This window comes from Synechococcus sp. CS-197 (assembly GCF_025128215.1).
Taxonomy (GTDB): Bacteria; Cyanobacteriota; Cyanobacteriia; order PCC-6307; family Cyanobiaceae; genus Synechococcus_C.
The window spans coordinates 160,235-177,253 of record NZ_JAHLZC010000020.1 but is presented as its reverse complement, the minus strand read 5'-3'; the positions used below and the strand labels follow the sequence as shown (position 1 = coordinate 177,253).

20 protein-coding genes are annotated in these 17,019 nt (G+C 58.3%); 8 read left to right on the top strand and 12 right to left on the bottom strand.

The window, feature by feature from the left end; all coding sequences use genetic code 11:
- Nucleotides 1–108 precede the first annotated feature (108 nt).
- A complete protein-coding gene (locus KQ296_RS09885; protein WP_011932634.1) occupies nt 109–885 on the top strand; it encodes an SDR family NAD(P)-dependent oxidoreductase in 777 nt (258 codons plus the stop codon).
- Here KQ296_RS09885 and KQ296_RS09880 read toward each other — a convergent pair.
- The 6 genes from KQ296_RS09880 to KQ296_RS09855 are packed head-to-tail and all read right to left on the bottom strand — an operon-like array spanning nt 860 to nt 5,811.
- Nucleotides 860–1,300: a heme-binding protein gene (locus KQ296_RS09880; protein WP_011932633.1), complete on the bottom strand. Its 441-nt coding sequence runs from the start codon at nt 1,298–1,300 to the stop codon at nt 860–862. The two genes, KQ296_RS09885 and KQ296_RS09880, sit on opposite strands and share 26 nt — an antisense overlap.
- A 4-nt stretch (nt 1,301–1,304) precedes the next feature.
- A complete protein-coding gene (locus KQ296_RS09875) occupies nt 1,305–1,565 on the bottom strand; it encodes a Nif11-like leader peptide family natural product precursor (protein ID WP_011932632.1) in 261 nt (86 codons plus the stop codon).
- Between the two features lie 16 nt (nt 1,566–1,581).
- Complete coding sequence (locus tag KQ296_RS09870; protein ID WP_041428406.1) at nt 1,582–2,529, bottom strand: SMP-30/gluconolactonase/LRE family protein; 948 nt, start codon at nt 2,527–2,529, stop codon at nt 1,582–1,584.
- 17 nt (nt 2,530–2,546) lie between these two features.
- Entirely contained in the window at nt 2,547–3,008 is a 462-nt protein-coding gene (locus tag KQ296_RS09865; protein ID WP_011932630.1) for a cupin domain-containing protein, read from the bottom strand.
- A 31-nt stretch (nt 3,009–3,039) separates the two neighbouring features.
- Nucleotides 3,040–4,131 (bottom strand): dihydroorotase, encoded by a 1,092-nt coding sequence (gene pyrC, locus KQ296_RS09860; RefSeq protein WP_011932629.1) that lies wholly within the window; start codon nt 4,129–4,131, stop codon nt 3,040–3,042.
- Between the two features lie 3 nt (nt 4,132–4,134).
- Nucleotides 4,135–5,811: a SulP family inorganic anion transporter gene (locus KQ296_RS09855; RefSeq protein WP_259726474.1), complete on the bottom strand. Its 1,677-nt coding sequence runs from the start codon at nt 5,809–5,811 to the stop codon at nt 4,135–4,137.
- Nucleotides 5,812–5,913: 102 nt separating this feature from the next.
- Between KQ296_RS09855 and KQ296_RS09850 the strand changes: the two genes are divergently transcribed.
- The 7 genes from KQ296_RS09850 to KQ296_RS09820 all read left to right on the top strand — a co-directional run bounded on the left by KQ296_RS09850 (nt 5,914) and on the right by KQ296_RS09820 (nt 13,074).
- Entirely contained in the window at nt 5,914–7,032 is a 1,119-nt protein-coding gene (locus tag KQ296_RS09850) for a calcium/sodium antiporter (protein ID WP_011932627.1), read from the top strand.
- Between the two features lie 114 nt (nt 7,033–7,146).
- Nucleotides 7,147–7,647: a DUF2231 domain-containing protein gene (locus KQ296_RS09845; protein ID WP_011932626.1), complete on the top strand. Its 501-nt coding sequence runs from the start codon at nt 7,147–7,149 to the stop codon at nt 7,645–7,647.
- A gap of 11 nt (nt 7,648–7,658) precedes the next feature.
- Nucleotides 7,659–8,279 carry a DUF2231 domain-containing protein gene (locus tag KQ296_RS09840; RefSeq protein ID WP_041428777.1) on the top strand — a complete coding sequence of 207 codons (621 nt, stop codon included), beginning with the start codon at nt 7,659–7,661 and terminating at the stop codon, nt 8,277–8,279.
- Complete coding sequence (locus tag KQ296_RS09835) at nt 8,276–9,211, top strand: cytochrome c oxidase subunit II (protein ID WP_011932624.1); 936 nt, start codon at nt 8,276–8,278, stop codon at nt 9,209–9,211. Before KQ296_RS09840 ends, KQ296_RS09835 begins: the two co-directional genes overlap by 4 nt.
- Before the next feature lie 5 nt (nt 9,212–9,216).
- Nucleotides 9,217–10,905, top strand: coding sequence for a cbb3-type cytochrome c oxidase subunit I (locus tag KQ296_RS09830; protein WP_011932623.1), 1,689 nt, complete (start codon nt 9,217–9,219; stop codon nt 10,903–10,905).
- Between the two features lie 3 nt (nt 10,906–10,908).
- Nucleotides 10,909–11,514, top strand: coding sequence for a heme-copper oxidase subunit III (locus KQ296_RS09825; protein ID WP_011932622.1), 606 nt, complete (start codon nt 10,909–10,911; stop codon nt 11,512–11,514).
- 39 nt (nt 11,515–11,553) lie between these two features.
- Nucleotides 11,554–13,074, top strand: a complete 1,521-nt coding sequence (locus KQ296_RS09820) for a GMC oxidoreductase (protein WP_011932621.1) — start codon at nt 11,554–11,556, stop codon at nt 13,072–13,074.
- Here the strand turns inward: KQ296_RS09820 and KQ296_RS09815 are convergent.
- From KQ296_RS09815 to gorA, 6 genes are all read right to left on the bottom strand, one after another.
- A complete protein-coding gene (locus tag KQ296_RS09815) occupies nt 13,071–13,541 on the bottom strand; it encodes a hypothetical protein (RefSeq protein WP_011932620.1) in 471 nt (156 codons plus the stop codon). The genes KQ296_RS09820 and KQ296_RS09815 overlap by 4 nt on opposite strands.
- A 65-nt stretch (nt 13,542–13,606) precedes the next feature.
- Nucleotides 13,607–14,251, bottom strand: a complete 645-nt coding sequence (locus tag KQ296_RS09810; RefSeq protein WP_011932619.1) for a hypothetical protein — start codon at nt 14,249–14,251, stop codon at nt 13,607–13,609.
- Nucleotides 14,214–14,573 carry a hypothetical protein gene (locus KQ296_RS09805; protein ID WP_011932618.1) on the bottom strand — a complete coding sequence of 120 codons (360 nt, stop codon included), beginning with the start codon at nt 14,571–14,573 and terminating at the stop codon, nt 14,214–14,216. The genes KQ296_RS09810 and KQ296_RS09805 overlap by 38 nt, the downstream gene beginning before the upstream one ends.
- Nucleotides 14,570–14,932 (bottom strand): hypothetical protein, encoded by a 363-nt coding sequence (locus KQ296_RS09800; RefSeq protein ID WP_259726464.1) that lies wholly within the window; start codon nt 14,930–14,932, stop codon nt 14,570–14,572. The genes KQ296_RS09805 and KQ296_RS09800 overlap by 4 nt, the downstream gene beginning before the upstream one ends.
- The gene (locus KQ296_RS09795) at nt 14,932–15,453 is read right to left on the bottom strand and encodes a MotA/TolQ/ExbB proton channel family protein (RefSeq protein WP_011932616.1); all 522 of its coding nucleotides are present in this window, start codon (nt 15,451–15,453) and stop codon (nt 14,932–14,934) included. Before KQ296_RS09795 ends, KQ296_RS09800 begins: the two co-directional genes overlap by 1 nt.
- A gap of 87 nt (nt 15,454–15,540) precedes the next feature.
- Nucleotides 15,541–16,902 (bottom strand): glutathione-disulfide reductase, encoded by a 1,362-nt coding sequence (gorA, locus tag KQ296_RS09790; RefSeq protein WP_011932615.1) that lies wholly within the window; start codon nt 16,900–16,902, stop codon nt 15,541–15,543.
- Nucleotides 16,903–17,019 lie beyond the last annotated feature (117 nt).

Here is a 17,019-nt window from a genome sequence, read left to right as displayed (position 1 = left end):
TCTTAGCGCGTTCCAGGCGACGCAACACAACACAGCAAGCCAGACGAAAACCAGCTATTCAATGAAGGTTGCTCACCCATCCCCATGACCAACCAGGTCCCTAAGGCCATGACATCCCTTTGTCTTCGCGACAAAGTGATCGTTGTCACCGGAGGTAATTCCGGAATCGGCAAGTCGATCGTTGAAGCGGTTGGCGGCCTGGGCGCGAAAGTGGTGATCGACTACAGATCCCATCCCGAACGCACCGAAGAGCTGATCGAAGAAATCGGCGAACTGGGCGGCCAAGCCATTGGTGTGCAGGCCGACGTGGCCAAGCTGGATGATCTTCAACGGCTCATCGACACTGCGGTGAAGACGTTCGGAAAGATCGACGTGATGGTGAACAACGCAGGCATCGAAACCCGCACCTCGATCCTCGACACCACTCCCGAGGACTACGACAAAGTGATGAATGTGAATCTCCGTGGGGTGTTCTTCGCCACGCAGTTCGCAGCCAAACAGATGATCGCCCAAGGCAGCGGCGGCAGGATCATCAACATCTCATCGGTCCATGAAGATTGGCCGATGCCTGACAACACGCCCTACTGCGTGGCCAAAGGCGGTGTGCGCATGCTCACCCGCACCGCCGGGGTGGAACTGGCCAGCAAAGGAGTCTCGATTGTGAATGTGGGTCCTGGCGCCGTGGCGACGCCAATCAACGACTCCACAATCAACAATCCTGAGCTTTTGGCCAAGCTCAATGCAGCGATTCCCATGGGGCGCATGGCTCAGCCTGAAGAAATCGCTTCCGTGGTGGCCTTTCTCGCCAGCAATGGAGCCAGCTACATGACCGCCACCAGCGTGTTTGCTGACGGCGGCATCATGATGAGCAGTCCTGGACTCTGAGCGCAAAACAGTCCGCGCCGGCTCGGGCGATCGCAAGGTCCTGATCAGGAGTCATCCCAGACACGCCGATCGCCCCCACCACCACGCCCTGGGAGCGCAGCACAAGACCACCAGCCATCAGCGCACAAGGCTGGTGGAGAACCCCCTGCAGCGAGAGCAACGCCAGACGCCCCGAGGCGATGGCCTGCTCGGCAGCGGCGCTGTCCTTTCCTGTCAAAGCGGCCGTTCGCGCTTTGGCCATGGCCGCTTCAACGCTCGCTGCTGAAGCGCCATCGATCCGACTGAAACGGATCAGCAGTCCAGCCCCGTCCACCACTGCAATCGACACCTGCGACCCAGAGCGTTCAGCCGTCTGGAGCGCGGAGAAGACAATCGCTTCGGAATCGGCGAGGTCCAGGCAGGGAATCATCTGCATCAGCTCAGGTCCATTGAATGGCCATCTTCCAGAGATGCCCTTCCAATTCCACACCTGCAGCCAGGGCTTCCAGGGCATCCGGAGAGAGCTTCAGCGTGGCTGAGGCTTGGTGCAGAAGAATGTCCACACCTTTGAATTGAAAGCCCATCCCAGCCCCCATGGCAGCGATGTCATTAAGGCATTCGGCGGAGTGGAACTGTTTCAGCAGGTCGGGATCACCTTTCACCTTGCTGAGAAACGCTTCAAGTTGAGGATGAGGGGTCATGGGGAGAGACATTGGGTCAAGGAAGGGCTGGATGCTGAAGCCCTCTGGTGTTGACGTGGATGGAATACACGGTGTCCCAACTGCACAGAAACAGTCGGTTGCCATGAACACCGCCAAAACAAAGATTGCTGACGAGGCGCGGCGTGGCAATGCGCCCCAACAGGGTTCCATCGGGAGCGATGCAGTGCACACCATTGCCTGCGCTGCTCCAAACATTGCCGACCTCATCCACACGAATGCCATCGGCATTGCCGTTGTTCACCCGGTGGAAATCCCGCCGTCCCTCGAGCAGCCGGCCACCCTGCACCACATCAAACACATGAATCAGTCGATCGGCAACGGGATCATCCGGAGCACCGGTATCAACGACGTACAACAGGGACTCATCAGGCGAAAAGGCCAGACCATTGGGACCCGACACTTCATCTGGTGTGGTCATGGCTTGCAATGAACCATCCGCTGGGTCAAAGCGGTAAATCACCGGAGCCTGCAACGACGAGCGCCGACCGCCCTCGTAATCATTCACCAGCCCATAGAGCGGATCACTAAACCAGACGGTGCCGTCCCGTTTCACCACCACATCATTGGGTGTGTTGAGAGACTTTCCCTGATGGGAGTCCACCAACGACGTCACTCTGCCGTTGTGCTCGGTCCGCAACACGGCACGATCGCGGTGGCTGCATGTCAGCAAACGTCCTTGACGATCCCGCGTCTGACCATTCGGGAATCCTGCATTGTGGCGGTACACGCTCAAGCCGTGCACCTCATCCCAAGACAGGATGCGGTCGTTGGGGATATCAGAAACCAAAAGGCGCTGCTGATCACCAAGCCAAACAGGACCTTCCAGCCATCGGCAACCATCAAACAGTCGTTCCAACTGGGCATTGAACAAGACCAGAGAACTGAAGCGAGGATCAAGCTCCTCAAGCCTTGTTTCAACGAAATCGCTTTGGTAGACGTTCATCGCTGCGGTCGCTTGTTTCAGCTGAATGAGCCTGGGGGAAGATTGCGCCAGGCATTGTCATTGCGCTGGATCACCAACTGCACACACGGTTCATCGCCAACCTGTTCGGACAGATGGCCCAAACGACCATCGGATGTCATCACGCAGCCCTGATCTCCCCCATAGGAGTATTCACCAGCTTTCATGACAACCCGCTGACCATCCATGCTCGTGACAGCCCAGGCTCCGCGCAGGATGTAGATCCATTTGGGCTCAGGGTTTTCATGCCAATCGGCTGTCCAACCCACGGGCAGATACGTCACGAACGCATTGCCATCCTTGATCAGATCGCGGGAGAACTGTGGTGAGTTTCGCGGCCCGAGACGGCCGAGCTTGAACTCACTGATCGTGCAGAGCTGATGGCGACTGATGCCCTCGGCATCCGTCCACAGATGCCAATACTGCTCTGCGGCGGGAGTCTGGATCTGGGGATCGCCCATGGAATGAGATGTTCGCCTGCACGAACCCTATTCAGTTCGTCTCCGCTTGCCCATCGACATGCACCGACCAGTTCAACGTTTCACCGGCATGGAACAGCACTGGCCATTCACCGGCTTCGAGCCCTGAGTCTTCAAGGGTCTTGGGAACGGTCTGTTGGCGTTTCACAAGGGTGAGGGATTCGTTGTTCAGGGGAAGACCGTAGAAACGGGGCCCATGCTCACTGGCAAATCCCTGAAGATGCTCAAGAGCCCCCTCCTGCTCGAAGACAGCGGCATAGCTTTCAAGTGCATGCACCGCATTGAAGATGCCGGCACACCCACAGGACGATTCCTTGCCTGATCGCGGATGGGGTGCTGAATCGGTTCCCAGAAAGAAACAGGACAGGCCACTGGTGGCCGCCTTCACCAAGGCGCGTCGATGGCATTCCCTCTTCACAACCGGCAGGCAATAGAAGTCGCTGCGCAAACCACCCAAGAACATCGCGTTGCGATTGAGATGCAGGTGATGCGGCGTGATCGTGGCTGCGAGACGCGAATCACCAGCCAGACTTTCAGTGCGAATGAAATCGACAGCCTGCTCCGTGGTGATGTGTTCAAGCACGATGCGCAGGGATGGATAACGCTGGCGCAGGGGAATCAAGTGCGATTCGATGAATGCAGCTTCCCGATCAAACACATCCACATCAGCATCTGTGACCTCTCCATGGATGAGCAGAGGCATGTCGATGGCCTCCATTCGCTCCAGCACCTTGCTGATCCTGGACAGATCGCTCACACCAGCGGCTGAATTGGTGGTGGCATTGGCTGGATAGAGCTTGGCTGCAGTGAACACGCCCTCACTGAAACCTCGCTCAAGCTCAGCTGGATCAATGTGATCGGTGAGATAGGCCGTCATCAGCGGCTCAAATCTCACGTCCGCCGGCACGGCCTCCACGATTCGCTGCCGGTAGGCGCGCGCCTGATCCACTGTGGTGACCGGTGGTTTCAGGTTGGGCATCACGACTGCCCTTGCAAACACCCTGGCGGTTGCCGGGGCGACGGCCTTGAGCATGGCTCCATCCCGCAGGTGCACGTGCCAGTCGTCAGGACGGCGAATCACCAGCTGGCTGGAACTGTCCTGCAATGGTCAAACCTCCTGAAGCACGGGAAGCTCTCCGACGGCACGCCGGAGAATCTCTTCGCGATCCTCGCTCACATGGTGATCGGGGAGAAGATCGAGAAGCTTCAACTTCTCCAGACGGTTCCGCGTGGATCCGGAGAGCACAACAAGGTAAACAGCACGGCCCACTTCAATGGCTTCCTTGATGGCATTCTCGAGCGCCAACGAAGCGGTCACGCCCAGGTGGGACACTTCGCTCAGATCGAACAAAACAGCCTCACAGTCGTCGATGGCGTTGTGTTCGCGGCTGATCGTTTTGGCCACACCGAAGATCATCGGACCGGTGAGCTGAAAGAGCAGCAGGCGCCCGGAGGCCTGGTCGAGCAAGACCTGCTCCTGCTCAGGAAGTTCAACGTCATCATCGGTCGTGCTGATGGTTTTGACCCCTTTGGACTGGAGCGCCGTCATGCGCTCAATCGTGAGCACATTCGCCACGAAAACCCCGATGAACACGGCCCAGATCAAATCCACCAGAACGGTGAGCGCAATCACGCCATAGGTGATGCATGCCGCCTTGATCGACAGGTGATGGGCGCGCTTGAGAAAACTCCAATCGATGATGTCGAAACCAACCTTGAGGGCGATGCCGGCAAGAACGGCCAGGGGGATGCGGGACGCCAACGGAGCCGCCAACAGAATCACCAGCATCAGGATCAGCGCGCGCACGATGCCGGAAAGGGCCGATCGCCCGCCCGCCTGAATGTTCACCACGGTTCCCATCGTTGCCCCAGCACCGGGGAGACCACCAAACAGTCCCGACATCACATTGCCGAGACCCTGACCAATCAATTCTTTGTTGGAGTCGTGCTCTGTGCGGGTAAGGCTGTCAGCCACAACAGATGTAAGCAGCGCATCAATACAGCCGAGCATCCCCAGAACCGCACCATTCACCACCATCAAGCGGATCTGATCGAGAGAAAACGTGGGGGCTTGAAAGGTGGGGAATTCAGCGGTGAACGGACCGATTGGGCGGAGCCCCACATCGCCGAACACCGTTAGGGACAGCACCGTTCCGATCACCAACGCCAGCAACTGGGGAGGGCAAAACCGCTTCAGCTGTTCAGGCGTGAACCAGAGGATCAGCAGTGTGATCACGGCCAGGCCGAGCTCATGCAGCTGAATTCCTTTAGCAAGCTCAGGAAGATTGCTCAGGGTTCCAATCACGCCCCCGCTTGGACTGTCCTGTCCAAGAAAAGGGGCAAGCTGAAGAATCACCAGGATCACCCCGATTCCGGACATGAACCCGGAAATCACGGTGTAAGGCATCATCGTGATGTAGCGCCCCAGACGGAAAAATCCGAACAGGATCTGGAACACACCAGCCAGCACCACCACGGTGAAGGCCATCGCCAGAGCGGTGCCGCGATCTGGAATCTGGCTTGTGAAGCTCAGGATCACAGCGGTGAACACCACCGTCATCGGGCCTGTGGGCTCAGAGATCAGTGTGGGCGTTCCTCCGAACAGCGAGGCCATCAGGCCGATGATCACGGCACCCCACAAACCAGCGGCGGCGCCTGCACCGGAGGCCACTCCGAAAGCCAGTGCCATCGGGAGAGCCACCACAGCAGCCGTCACCCCCCCAAAGACGTCCCCCCGGATGTTGCGGGTGCTGATGTGATTCAGAAACACGCCGTAGAAGGCCATTAATGGGGCGATGCTAAGTCCCGCCACGGGAATCGGACCCTGGGTTGAAGGAGGAGCACGTGACGGTCGAAAGCGCACAATGAGGTCTGGCTTCTGGTAGCGATGCCTCCCTTTCTGCTCTCCTGTCTGGAAGTTCTGGTGGGAATCGCCCTGCTTTTTGGTGGCGGAGAATTGTTTGTTCAGGGCGCGGTGACCCTGTCGCTGATCTTCGGCATTCCCCAGCTGGTGATTGGCCTCACGGTTGTGTCATTCGGCACCAGTGCTCCGGAATTGTTCGTGAGCTTGAGCTCCGTCACCCAGGGATTTGATGCGCTCGCGGTGAGCAACGTTGTGGGAAGCAACATTTTCAACGTGATGGTGGTGCTGGGCAGCAGCGCCCTGGTAATGCCTCTACGGGTGGAAAGCCGTCTGGTGCGCAGGGATGTCCCCCTTTTGATCGCAGTCTCAGCTGCGGTTTGGGGAATGGCCTCGGCAGGTCGGGTGACCTGGCAGGCGGGGATTGCTCTGCTTCTGGCCCTCGCGATCAATTCCGTGTGGGAAATCCGCACGGCTCGGGAAGAACCCGAAGGTGTGGAAGAAGCTGAACCGGAGGTGAATCCTGATCAAGGCAAACGTGGCGTTGCCCGTGCCATCGGTCTGCTTGTGGTCGGAATCGTCCTCCTGGGCGTTGGATCGCGCGTGCTGGTGCATGGAGCCAGCGCAGCCGCCACGTTTTTGGGTGTGAGTCAGGCCGTGATCGGTCTGACAATCGTGTCGGCAGGCACCTCCATGCCGGAACTGATCACCTCTTTAGTGGCCGCCGTGAAGGGCAGAACGGATCTGGCGATCGGCAATGTGGTGGGAAGCAATCTGCTCAATCAGCTGCTGGTGCTGGGGGCCAGCGCCGTGGCAGCCGCTGGTGGGGCCGGTCTGCAGGTGAGCCCAATGCTGATTGCGCGGGATCTGCCGGTGATGGTGTTAGCCGCCCTGGCCTGCCTGCCGATTTTCTGGACCCGCGGCCAGATCACCCGCCTCGAAGGCGGGATCCTGGTGACGCTGTACGTCTTCTATGTGGTCGACCAGGTGCTGCCACGCACCTTGCCCACATGGCAGGACGAGTTCAGGATCGTGATGCTCTGCCTGGTTCTGCCTGCAGTGATTGTCATGATCAGCGTTCAGGCAGGGGTGTACTGGCGACAACTCAAACGCAAACAAAAACAAAACAACTTGCCCGTGAGGTGATCGGCAACACCTCGCCCAAGTCGGCATCCCCACACGGAATGGTGCATTCGTTCACGAAAGGGTGACCGCTGTGGGAAAGCTGTTCATCCTTAAAGAGCGTCGCTCCGCTTGCCGATGCTCGAATTGCTTCCACCACTCAACGATAAGAACCTGCCCTGGTTGGATGTCATTCATCCAATTGTTGTTCACTTCGTGATCGCCATGGCGTTGATCACTGTTGTGTTCGACGTTTTGGGTGTCGTGACACGTCGCCGCAACCTCTTCGAGGTGAGTTTCTGGAATCTTGTTGTGGCCACCGTGGCCATTTTTGTCGCCATCATCTTCGGCCAAATTGAAGCAGGCCTGGCGATGCCCTACGGGGCTTCCAGAGACATTCTCAACTACCACAGCACAATCGGCTGGTCGCTGGCTGGTGTGCTCGGCCTGCTCACGGGTTGGCGCTATGTGGTGCGGCAGAAGGATCCCACAGCACTGCCCTCGGGATTCCTCGTGATTGATGGAGTGCTGGCCACCCTGGTGTTCTGCCAGGTGTATCTCGGCGACAAGCTCGTTTGGGTTTACGGGCTTCACACCGTGCCTGTTGTCGAAGCAATTCGCAGTGGAGCCGTCTCATGAGCCTCCCCACCATGCAGACGTTGATCGCCATCCCCTCACCGATCAACGACATCGTTGAGCAACTCGGCGCCAACGATCTTCCCTACGCCATTCCGATTCACCCCAATCTTGTGCACTTCACGATTGGGCTGTTTGCCATTGGCATCGCCTTTGATTTTGCAGGGGCCTTCTATCCACTAGAGAAAAGGATTTTCCGTTTTCTCGCCCTTCCTGTTACCCGCACAGGCTTTCACGATGTGGGCTGGTACAACGTTTTGGCCTGCAGTGTGATCACCTTTTTCACGGTGGCTGCAGGCTTCTACGAGATGCTCCTGGCGGTTCCTCTTCCAGGAATTCGCAGTGTGATCGGTCAGAACGCCATCGACACCATGCTCTGGCATGCGATTGGCGGCGTCGCCTTGCTGCTGATCATCGTGGCCATGACGATCTGGCGTGGGTACCAGCGTTTTGTATGGAGAAAAGATCTCGGCCGCCAGGTGACCTGGCTCTACCTCGCGAGCGGAGCTTTCATTCTGGTTGTGATGGGCGTGCACGGAAGTCTCGGGGCCTGGCTTGCCAGCGAATTTGGTGTGCACATCACAGCCGACCAACTGATCGCCGCAGGCGCTGATCTCAAGGAGGTGCTCCCATGACCACATCAACGGATCGGAAAGGCCCGAACATCAAGGCCATCCTGATCATTTCCATCGGGGTCGCTCTCAACACGGCGCTGGCAGCGCAGATGGCCCAGTGGTCCTACAGCTGGTTCCCGCCCCAGGCCTCCAGCGCCGCGCCCTATGTGGATGATCTGTTCGCCTTGGAAACGGCCATTGGCTCCTTTCTCTGGTTCGGCCTCACCGCCGTGATTGCCTGGACGCTCCTGTTCAATCGGGCGCCCAAGTACGACGAAAGTTACGGCGAGCCGATTGAAGGTAATAACCGACTCGAGATCACCTGGACAATCATTCCAACCGTGATCGTATTCGCGATTGCGATCTATTCCATGCAGGTGAATGACAAGCTCGATGCCCTTGGCCCTAAGCACAAGTACGCCATCGGCACTGACCCTGTGGCCGTTGCCGAGGTGGATCCACGCGCAACGGTGGGGCCAATCGATGTGATTTCAAGGCAATGGAGCTGGGAGTTCATCTACCCCGATGGAACGAGGAGTTCCGAACTTCACCTGCCCGTTGATCAACGCGTTAATTTTCGATTGATCAGCGAAGATGTGAATCACAGTTTTTACGTTCCAGCATTTCGACTGAAGCAAGACATCATTCCAGGCAGTGTGATTTCCTACAGCCTCACACCCACAAAACAGGGACGATTCCGACTCAGGGACGCCATGTTTAGTGGCGCTTACTTCTCTCAGAATCAAACAGACGTGATCGTTGAGTCAGAAGACTCCTACAACCAATGGCTGGCGGCAACAGCGAAACAACCACTGCAACCTGGTCTTAGCCCTGGCAATGAGCTCTACGCCAAACGACTGGCCAACGGGAACAAAGGATGGGCGACCGTCCCTCCGGCACCACCACCGATGGTGAATGACCCCGGTGACGCTTCGATCCCCCACGACGCCTGATATTCATGACATCCACCAATTTCGATCCACGCATCCTCAAAGCGCCCCATCCCGTGCCCGGGGCCCCAGACAACTGGAAGCGCTTTTTCAGCTTCAACACCGACGCCAAGGTGATTGGCATTCAATACATCGCCACCTCGTTGCTTTTTCTGCTTGTGGGTGGGCTCCTGGCCATGGTGATGCGGGGTGAACTGATCACTCCACCAGCTGATCTTGTTGATCCCAGCGTCTACAACGGTCTCTACACAATGCACGGAACAGTGATGCTGTTCCTCTTTCTTTTCCCGGTTCTGAATGGTCTCAACAATCTGTTGATTCCCACCATGATCGGTGCGCCCGACATGGCCTTTCCCAGGCTCAATGCAGCAGCGTTCTGGCTCGTACCAGTGTTTGCTCTGCTGCTGATGGGAAGCTTTTTCATTCCGGGTGGACCGGCGCAGTCTGGCTGGTGGTCCTACCCGCCGATCAGCATCCAGAACCCCCTCAATCACTTCGTGAATGGGGAACAGCTCTGGCTGCTTGCCGTGGCACTCTCTGGCGTGTCGTCCATCTTCGGCGCCATCAATTTCGTCACCACAATCATCAGAATGCGGGCCCCAGGCATGGGCTTTTTTAAGATGCCCCTGTATTGCTGGACAGCCTGGGGAGCCCAGACGATACAGCTGATCGGCCTTCCAGCACTGACGGGTGGCGCCATCATGTTGCTGTTCGATCTGAGTTTTGGAACCAGTTTCTTCCGACCTGAAGGCGGCGGCGATCCTGTTCTTTACCAACACTTTTTCTGGTTCTACTCACACCCTGCGGTGTATGTGATGGTGCTGCCGGTGTTCGGCATTTTCTCCGAAGTTTTCACCTGCTACGCGCGCAAACCGCTGTTCGGCTACAAGTTTGTGGCTCTGGCCTCGTTCGGAATTGTGTTTCTGTCGCTGATCGTGTGGGTTCACCACATGTTCTACACAGGCACCCCGAACTGGATGCGCATCCTCTTCATGTTCACCACCATGACCATTGCTGTGCCAACGGGGGTCAAAGTGTTCGCATGGGTGGCCACACTCTGGGGAGGGAAGCTTCGCTTAACCACACCCATGCTTTTCTGTTTGGGTGGCTTGCTGAATTTCATTTTCGCTGGAATCACCGGCGTGATGCTGGGAACCGTGCCGATCGATATCCATGTTGGGAACACTTACTTCGTGGTGGCACATTTTCACTATGTGATTTTCAATGCCATCGTGCTAGGTGTCTTCGCCGCCGTTTATCACTGGTTCCCGAAGTTCACTGGTCATATGTACTACGAAGGCCTGGGAAAGGTTCACTTTGCCCTCACCTTCATCGGATGCACGCTGAACTGGCTCCCGCTGCACTGGGCGGGACTACTTGGCATGCCCAGACGGGTGGCGTCCTACGACCCCGAATTCGCCATTTGGAACGTTCTTGCCAGTATTGGCGCGTTTCTTCTGGGGGTGGCCTCGATTCCCTTCATTCTCAACATGGTGAGCTCCTGGGCACGGGGGCCCAAGGCGTCCCCCAATCCATGGGGAGCCATCGGCTTGGAGTGGCTTCTGCCCTCACCACCGCCGGCAGAGAACTTCGAGGACGATGTTCCAACCGTTCTCAACAACCCCTATGGCTACGGGCTGAATGAGCCCTTTGTGGCCGATGAGGAGTTTTACATCCGACGCGCCCAGGAGGCCTGACCCATGACCAGCTTGGATTCATCCTCACAACTCAATCACACGCCGGGACACATCAAACACTCCGGCCACAACCTTACGGGGTTTGTGATTTTTCTTTGCTCGGAAAGCATCATCTTTCTGGCATTTTTTGCAGGATTTACACTGTTTAAAATCACATCCCCTGAATGGCTTCCTCCAGGCGTTGAGGGCCTGGAAGTGAGGATGCCGCTCATCAACACAATCGTATTGGTGAGCTCAAGCTTTGTGGCCTATTTCGCCGAGCGCTACCTCCACAAAGGCAACCTCTGGGGCTTCCGAATCGTGTGGTTTATCACCATGCTGATGGGCGCTTATTTTGTTTATGGACAATATGTTGAATGGTCAAGCCTGGAATTCGGCCTTGGCAGCGGTGTCTTTGGAGGAACGTTTTACCTCCTAACAGGATTCCATGGGTTGCATGTGATTACAGGCATTGGCCTGATGGGGTTGATGCTGTTTCACTCCTTCCGCCCGGGAAACTACGAGAAAGGAGACATGGGCGTCACCGCGGTGAGCCTGTTCTGGCACTTTGTGGATGTGATTTGGATTATCCTTTTTGTGCTGATTTACGTGTGGCAGCGCACCAACTGATTTCGCTGCATCAAACGGTTTCAATACAACACTTCCGCCATGATCATCGACGATCGCCACTACGACATCATCGTCATCGGCAGCGGCGCCGGGGGCGGAACTCTGGCAGGGGCACTGAGCCGACAGGGCCGACGGGTGCTCCTGCTTGAACGCGGCGGAGCCATGGCCCTCAGCGACCAGAACGTGGCCGATGTTGATCTCTTCCGCAAGGATCGTTATCACCCACGCAACGAACGCTGGTTCGGACCGGATGGTGATCCGATCGCCCCACAAACCACCTATGCCTTAGGGGGCAACACCAAGATTTGGGGGGCCGTTCTCGAACGCATGCGCGAGAAGGACTTCGACGATCTCCCTCTTCAGAACGGTATTTCCCCACGCTGGCCCTTCAACTACCAGCACCTGGCCCCCTTTTATGACCAGGCCGAACACCTTTATCAAGTGCACGGCAAATCGGGCGTGGACCCCACCGAACCGGCCCGCAACGGTGACTTCGGCCACGCACCAAAACCGTTGATGCCCTTTCTTGAGCCCTTGCGGGAAGGGCTCAAGCGCCAAGGCTGTCAGCCCTACGACCTGCCCTTGAGCTGGTCGAGCAGTCAGGAAGACCCCAGCGGTGACGCCCAGCTGTACGGACTTGACAACGCCGATTCCGAAAAGCTCGAGGTGCGATCGATGGCCCGGGTAATGCGGCTCCATGTGAACCCAAGCGGCCGCGAGGTCAAAGCTGTGGAAGCCGACGTGGACGGTGAAACCTGGTTGTTCTCAGCGGATGTTGTTGTGCTCGCGGCGGGAGCGATCAACACAGCAGCCATCCTGCTGCGCTCCAGCAGTGAAAAGCACCCCCGCGGCCTCAGCAACGGGTCCGATCAGGTGGGTCGGAATCTGATGAATCTTCAGCTCACCTCGATTCTCCAACTGGCAGCTGAACGCAATAACGGTCGTTATGCCCGTTCGCTTGGCGTGAATGACTACTACTGGGGTGACAAAAATGTGAGCTTCCCCCTCGGTCACATCCAGGCTGCCGGAGGTGTTCTGCAGGATGCCCTGTTTGCCGAATCACCACCGGTGCTGTCCCTTGTCAGCAAGTTGATCCCTGATTTCGGCTTGGAACGGCTGGCCTCCCGCTCAGTGGCCTGGTGGGCGATGACGGAAGTGCTTCCCGACCCCCACAACAAAGTGTGGCTGAACAATGATCAGATTCGCATCAATTACCTGCACAACAATCGGGAGGCGCATGACCGCCTTGTTTACCGCTGGATCGACACCTTGACGGCCGTCGAAGCGGATCCCATCACCAAAGTGGTGACCAAAGCGCCGACACACCCCCGCGGTGAAGCGCCATTGAGTGTGGTGGGGTACGCCTGCGGCACCTGCCGCATGGGCGACGATCCCGCTGCATCAGTGGTCGATGGCGATGGCCGTTCCCACGAGCTCGACAACCTTTACATCGCTGATTCCAGCGTGTTCCCGAGTTGCCCAAGCGTCGGCCCGGGGCTCACCACCATCGCCTTAGCCCTACGCATGAGCGAAGCCCTCAAGCAACGCTTCGATGGCTAACGGGGCAGCAGAAATGCCCGAATCTTGCCAATGGGTCCACTGGCGTTGTCGTCATGAATCAGCGCACCACTGATTAAGCCTCCGGCGATCAGCGCGTTGGGAATGATCCTTGAGGCCAGCCGTGCTTCCAGCTCCCCGTTCACTTCGTCTTCCGGATAGAGGCTGAGCACGGTCATCACTTCTCGATCGTCCATGCCGTGGCGCACCAGTGGCGTCAGCAAAGCATCAGGCAGAAACCCCTGGCCTCCGTAACCAAAACGGTGCTGAATGGCATGAAAAAACTCATGACGGGCCACTTCGCCAAGGGATCGCTGCCCTTGCATCGCAGCATCAGAGCAGAGGCTCACCCTTTGGCGATCCGGGTCAAAACTTCCCAAATAATGGGCCGTGGCCTCACAACCATCCCCGCCGTTCACGGTGGTGACACCTGCAAACGACGCCAGAAACACCAGAACGAATAACGGCATCCATCGTTAACAATCTCTTAACCGCCATTCTTACGGGTCTTAATACCATTCTCAAGTAGGAATTGCTACTCAATTAACGAACGGCGGACGATCCAGACGGACTCATCCCTGGCGCGAAGCAGGAACTGCGTGTCTGCCGATGTGATCACAAGCGCGTTCAACTGCTTCGTGGTGCGAGGGCGAAAGGCCTTCAGCGGCACCTCCCGCACCTCGGAGTCTTCGGGAAACGCACCCAACGCCTCAGGCCAGGTCTCCACGGGATCTGCTGTCTCCCACAAGGAGCTAATTCGCTCAATCTCCAGGGGTGGTAACAACGCCACTCGGCTAGAGCCTTCGGCCTCTTCTTGCCCATCGGGGCGATTCGGCTTCTCGGCCCGATCGGCATCGTTGTCGATTGAGCAATCTGGATCCTTCGTCCCCTTGGACGGGTCATCGAGAAGAGTGGGAGCAGGTGGCGGCGGCAAGGTGTCGCTCAGATTCAGGCCAACCGCGGCCAAGGAGCGGCTCTGGGCCACGCGCCGGCTCAAGCGCACCAACTCACGGGAATTGTCCACAACTCTGGGAGGCGTGGGGTTCTCCGACGTCCGAGTCGCCAGCACGGTGCTGGTTCCAATCACAGCAGCATGTCCGGCTATTGCGATCGCCACCGGCAGGGCCACCAAAGAGAGGGTCTCAGGAGCGCGCCGCCGCAGGGAGTTGAAGATCCACATCGAGAGAGCTGGAATCGAAGAACGGAATCAGGTCCTGCACCACTCCCCAGGGAACCTGAGGAGCCAGGGACACGCGGATGCGCGTGTCCGGATCAAGACGATTGAGGCGAGCGAGCAGTGCCGGGATCATCGATCGCTCAATCGGTTGATTCCAAAGACGCAGACCACCATCGGCAGCGAGATGGATCACGATCACACCGTCGCTCGCCGGCCGCTGTTGCTGCCACTGGGGGAGCAACAGCATGGCTGTCGCCCCAAGGGTGAGGCAAAGAGAGGCCACCGAGTAGCCGAGAGCGCGACGCTGAGCAAGAGGAAGGGTCATGGGGTCATCACCTCCGCACCACCCTGCAAACGGACCGGGATCGATGACTGGCGCCTGAGCCAGGCAAGGTCGGCGGCAACGGCCGCTGCGGGCAAGGCGCTGGAGGGAAGCAGCACAAGCTCATCCGGCCGGTCGTCACGCTGATCAAGCTGCCGACTGAGCACGGCAGCTGACATGGGTTGTCCATTGAGGTACCAACTGCCTCCAAGGGATCGGACCACCAACCAACGCGTCGGTGCAGTGGTCCCAGACCACTCGCTTGGCCTCGATGTGGAGGGTTGCTCCACGAGTAACGGAACGGATGCGAGGAACGTCGTTAGCGTCAACACAACAACGCTGAACGAAAGAACGAGGGGCATCAGATCTGGCCGGAACGGCGCTCCAGACAATGATCGGAAAAGGCATCCAGAACCACTTGGGCGCGAAGGCGGTTCAGGCGTTGCACCAAGAGGGCCAAAGCCGCAATGGAAAGACCAAGAACCGTGCCGATGAGCACCTGGCCATAGCCGGCGATCAGGTCTCCCCCCTGCGACGGCAGGGTGAGTCCGGGGCCGAGCGCTTGCAGCAACTGCATCAAGCCGATCACGGTGGCCAACAACCCCAGAAGAGGCCCGAGAACCATGCAAAGTTCAAGAATTCCATCCCATCGGCAAAGCTGGCGCTCGAGGCGCTCCTGAAGCAACTGCTGACGCAGTGACGCTTGCGATGGCTTGAGTTGATCCAGTTCAGGCAGAGCAAGTTCAGGGCTGACACAATCGCCGCGGCCCCATTGCCACCAGAAGCGAAGACGCTCCACCCCAATCGAAACAACAGCGATGGAGACCAGCATCAGGGGCACGATCAGCACCCCTCCACGACGCAGAGCCTCAAGTGTCAGCACTGCTCGATCCAACGAACTGCGCGCAAATTAGTGGGTCTTCTTAAGCCCCGCAGTGGCGCTGAACCTTGACAGCGCTTGGCCCAAGGATCAGGCCATGGTGACGAATTCCTCTGACACGGTGGGATGGAGAGCCATGGTGCGATCAAAGTCGGCTTTGGTGGCACCCATCCCAACGGCAATCGCTGCCATCTGAACGACTTCAGCGGCGTGCTCTCCCACCATGTGACAGCCCAGCACCTTGTCGGTGCGCGCCTCAACGACCAGCTTGAGCAGGGTGCGCGGACCACGCTTGGGCAGTGCCTGGGCCATGGAGCGGAACCGTGCCCTGTGGATCACCACGGCATCGGCGCCCAATCGGCTGATCGCGGCTTCTTCAGAAAGGCCGACAGTGGCCAGCTCGGGCTGACTGAACACAGCACTCGCAACAAGGTCGTGATTCACCTGGCGCGGCCGGCCGCCAAATTCGGTGTCGGCAAACGCTCGGCCCTCATCCACGGCCACCGGGGTGAGGCAGATGCGATCGGTCACATCTCCCACCGCGAAGATATGAGGAACAGTGGTGCGCTGGTCAGCGTCCACCGCAAGCTTCCTGTCCTCACTTGAGAGACCTGCGGCTTCAAGATTCAATCCCTGCAGGAAAGGCTGCCGCCCAGTCGCCAGCAGCACTCCTCCGGCGGGGATTCGCTCTCCTTGATCCGTCACAACAACCAGATCGCCGGGCGAGCCCTCGATGGCAGCAGGACTCGTGGAACAACGCAGGTCCACACCCTTCTCCACCATGCCCTCCTGCACAGCGGCCGCGAGTTCCCGATCGAAACCACGCAGGACACCATCGCGCCGCACCAGCTGGGTCACGGCAATGCCGAGTCCCCGGAGGATGCAGGCGAACTCGCAAGCGATGAAGCCGGCACCCACCACCACAACATGCTCAGGGAAGCGTTCCAGCAAGAACATGTCGTCACTCACCCAGCCCAGCTCTGCACCTGGGATCGAGGGGCGATGGGGACGTCCTCCCACAGCGATGAGTACGCGGTCGGCCTTCAGAAAGTGCTCGACATCACCTCCGGGTTTGGAGGACACCGCAATGCGGTGATCATCGTCAAAACGACCCCAGCCGCGGACCAGGGTGACGCCCGCTTTCTCGAGGAGGCTGATGTGCAGAGCATTCAGGCGATCCACCTCAGCCCGCACTGCCTGCAGAAGCACAGCGGTGTTGATCGTCGCCGCAGGGACATCGACGCCATAGCTCGGTGCATCGGCCAGATGTTCTGATACCTGAGAGCCGTAGACAAGCAATTTCTTCGGCACACACCCACGGATCACGCAAGTCCCGCCAACCTTGTCGCCTTCGACAAGCGCGACACGCGCACCATGGGCCGAGGCCCGTTTGGCGGCAGCGAGACCACCGGAGCCGGCGCCGATCACCACGAGATCAAAAGCTTGGTCCATCAGCCCACCCTGAACTCAATCATTCTGATGAGGCGGCCGCTTCGATCCAAACAATGGGATGTGCGCCGGAATACGGCATTCACGTAAAGGCTTGATTATGGTCTGAGTAAGACCCAG

What these genes read in the sequence shown, in the direction of transcription:
- KQ296_RS09885 (WP_011932634.1), top strand. Translation starts at nt 109, where the DNA reads ATGACATCCCTTTGTCTTCGCGACAAAGTGATCGTTGTCACCGGAGGT.
- KQ296_RS09880 (WP_011932633.1), bottom strand. Translation starts at nt 1,300, where the DNA reads ATGCAGATGATTCCCTGCCTGGACCTCGCCGATTCCGAAGCGATTGTC.
- KQ296_RS09875 (WP_011932632.1), bottom strand. Translation starts at nt 1,565, where the DNA reads ATGACCCCTCATCCTCAACTTGAAGCGTTTCTCAGCAAGGTGAAAGGT.
- KQ296_RS09870 (WP_041428406.1), bottom strand. Translation starts at nt 2,529, where the DNA reads ATGAACGTCTACCAAAGCGATTTCGTTGAAACAAGGCTTGAGGAGCTT.
- KQ296_RS09865 (WP_011932630.1), bottom strand. Translation starts at nt 3,008, where the DNA reads ATGGGCGATCCCCAGATCCAGACTCCCGCCGCAGAGCAGTATTGGCAT.
- KQ296_RS09855 (WP_259726474.1), bottom strand. Translation starts at nt 5,811, where the DNA reads ATGGCCTTCTACGGCGTGTTTCTGAATCACATCAGCACCCGCAACATC.
- KQ296_RS09850 (WP_011932627.1), top strand. Translation starts at nt 5,914, where the DNA reads ATGCCTCCCTTTCTGCTCTCCTGTCTGGAAGTTCTGGTGGGAATCGCC.
- KQ296_RS09845 (WP_011932626.1), top strand. Translation starts at nt 7,147, where the DNA reads ATGCTCGAATTGCTTCCACCACTCAACGATAAGAACCTGCCCTGGTTG.
- KQ296_RS09840 (WP_041428777.1), top strand. Translation starts at nt 7,659, where the DNA reads ATGCAGACGTTGATCGCCATCCCCTCACCGATCAACGACATCGTTGAG.
- KQ296_RS09835 (WP_011932624.1), top strand. Translation starts at nt 8,276, where the DNA reads ATGACCACATCAACGGATCGGAAAGGCCCGAACATCAAGGCCATCCTG.
- KQ296_RS09830 (WP_011932623.1), top strand. Translation starts at nt 9,217, where the DNA reads ATGACATCCACCAATTTCGATCCACGCATCCTCAAAGCGCCCCATCCC.
- KQ296_RS09825 (WP_011932622.1), top strand. Translation starts at nt 10,909, where the DNA reads ATGACCAGCTTGGATTCATCCTCACAACTCAATCACACGCCGGGACAC.
- KQ296_RS09820 (WP_011932621.1), top strand. Translation starts at nt 11,554, where the DNA reads ATGATCATCGACGATCGCCACTACGACATCATCGTCATCGGCAGCGGC.
- KQ296_RS09815 (WP_011932620.1), bottom strand. Translation starts at nt 13,541, where the DNA reads ATGCCGTTATTCGTTCTGGTGTTTCTGGCGTCGTTTGCAGGTGTCACC.
- KQ296_RS09810 (WP_011932619.1), bottom strand. Translation starts at nt 14,251, where the DNA reads ATGTGGATCTTCAACTCCCTGCGGCGGCGCGCTCCTGAGACCCTCTCT.
- KQ296_RS09805 (WP_011932618.1), bottom strand. Translation starts at nt 14,573, where the DNA reads ATGACCCTTCCTCTTGCTCAGCGTCGCGCTCTCGGCTACTCGGTGGCC.
- KQ296_RS09800 (WP_259726464.1), bottom strand. Translation starts at nt 14,932, where the DNA reads ATGCCCCTCGTTCTTTCGTTCAGCGTTGTTGTGTTGACGCTAACGACG.
- gorA (WP_011932615.1), bottom strand. Translation starts at nt 16,902, where the DNA reads ATGGACCAAGCTTTTGATCTCGTGGTGATCGGCGCCGGCTCCGGTGGT.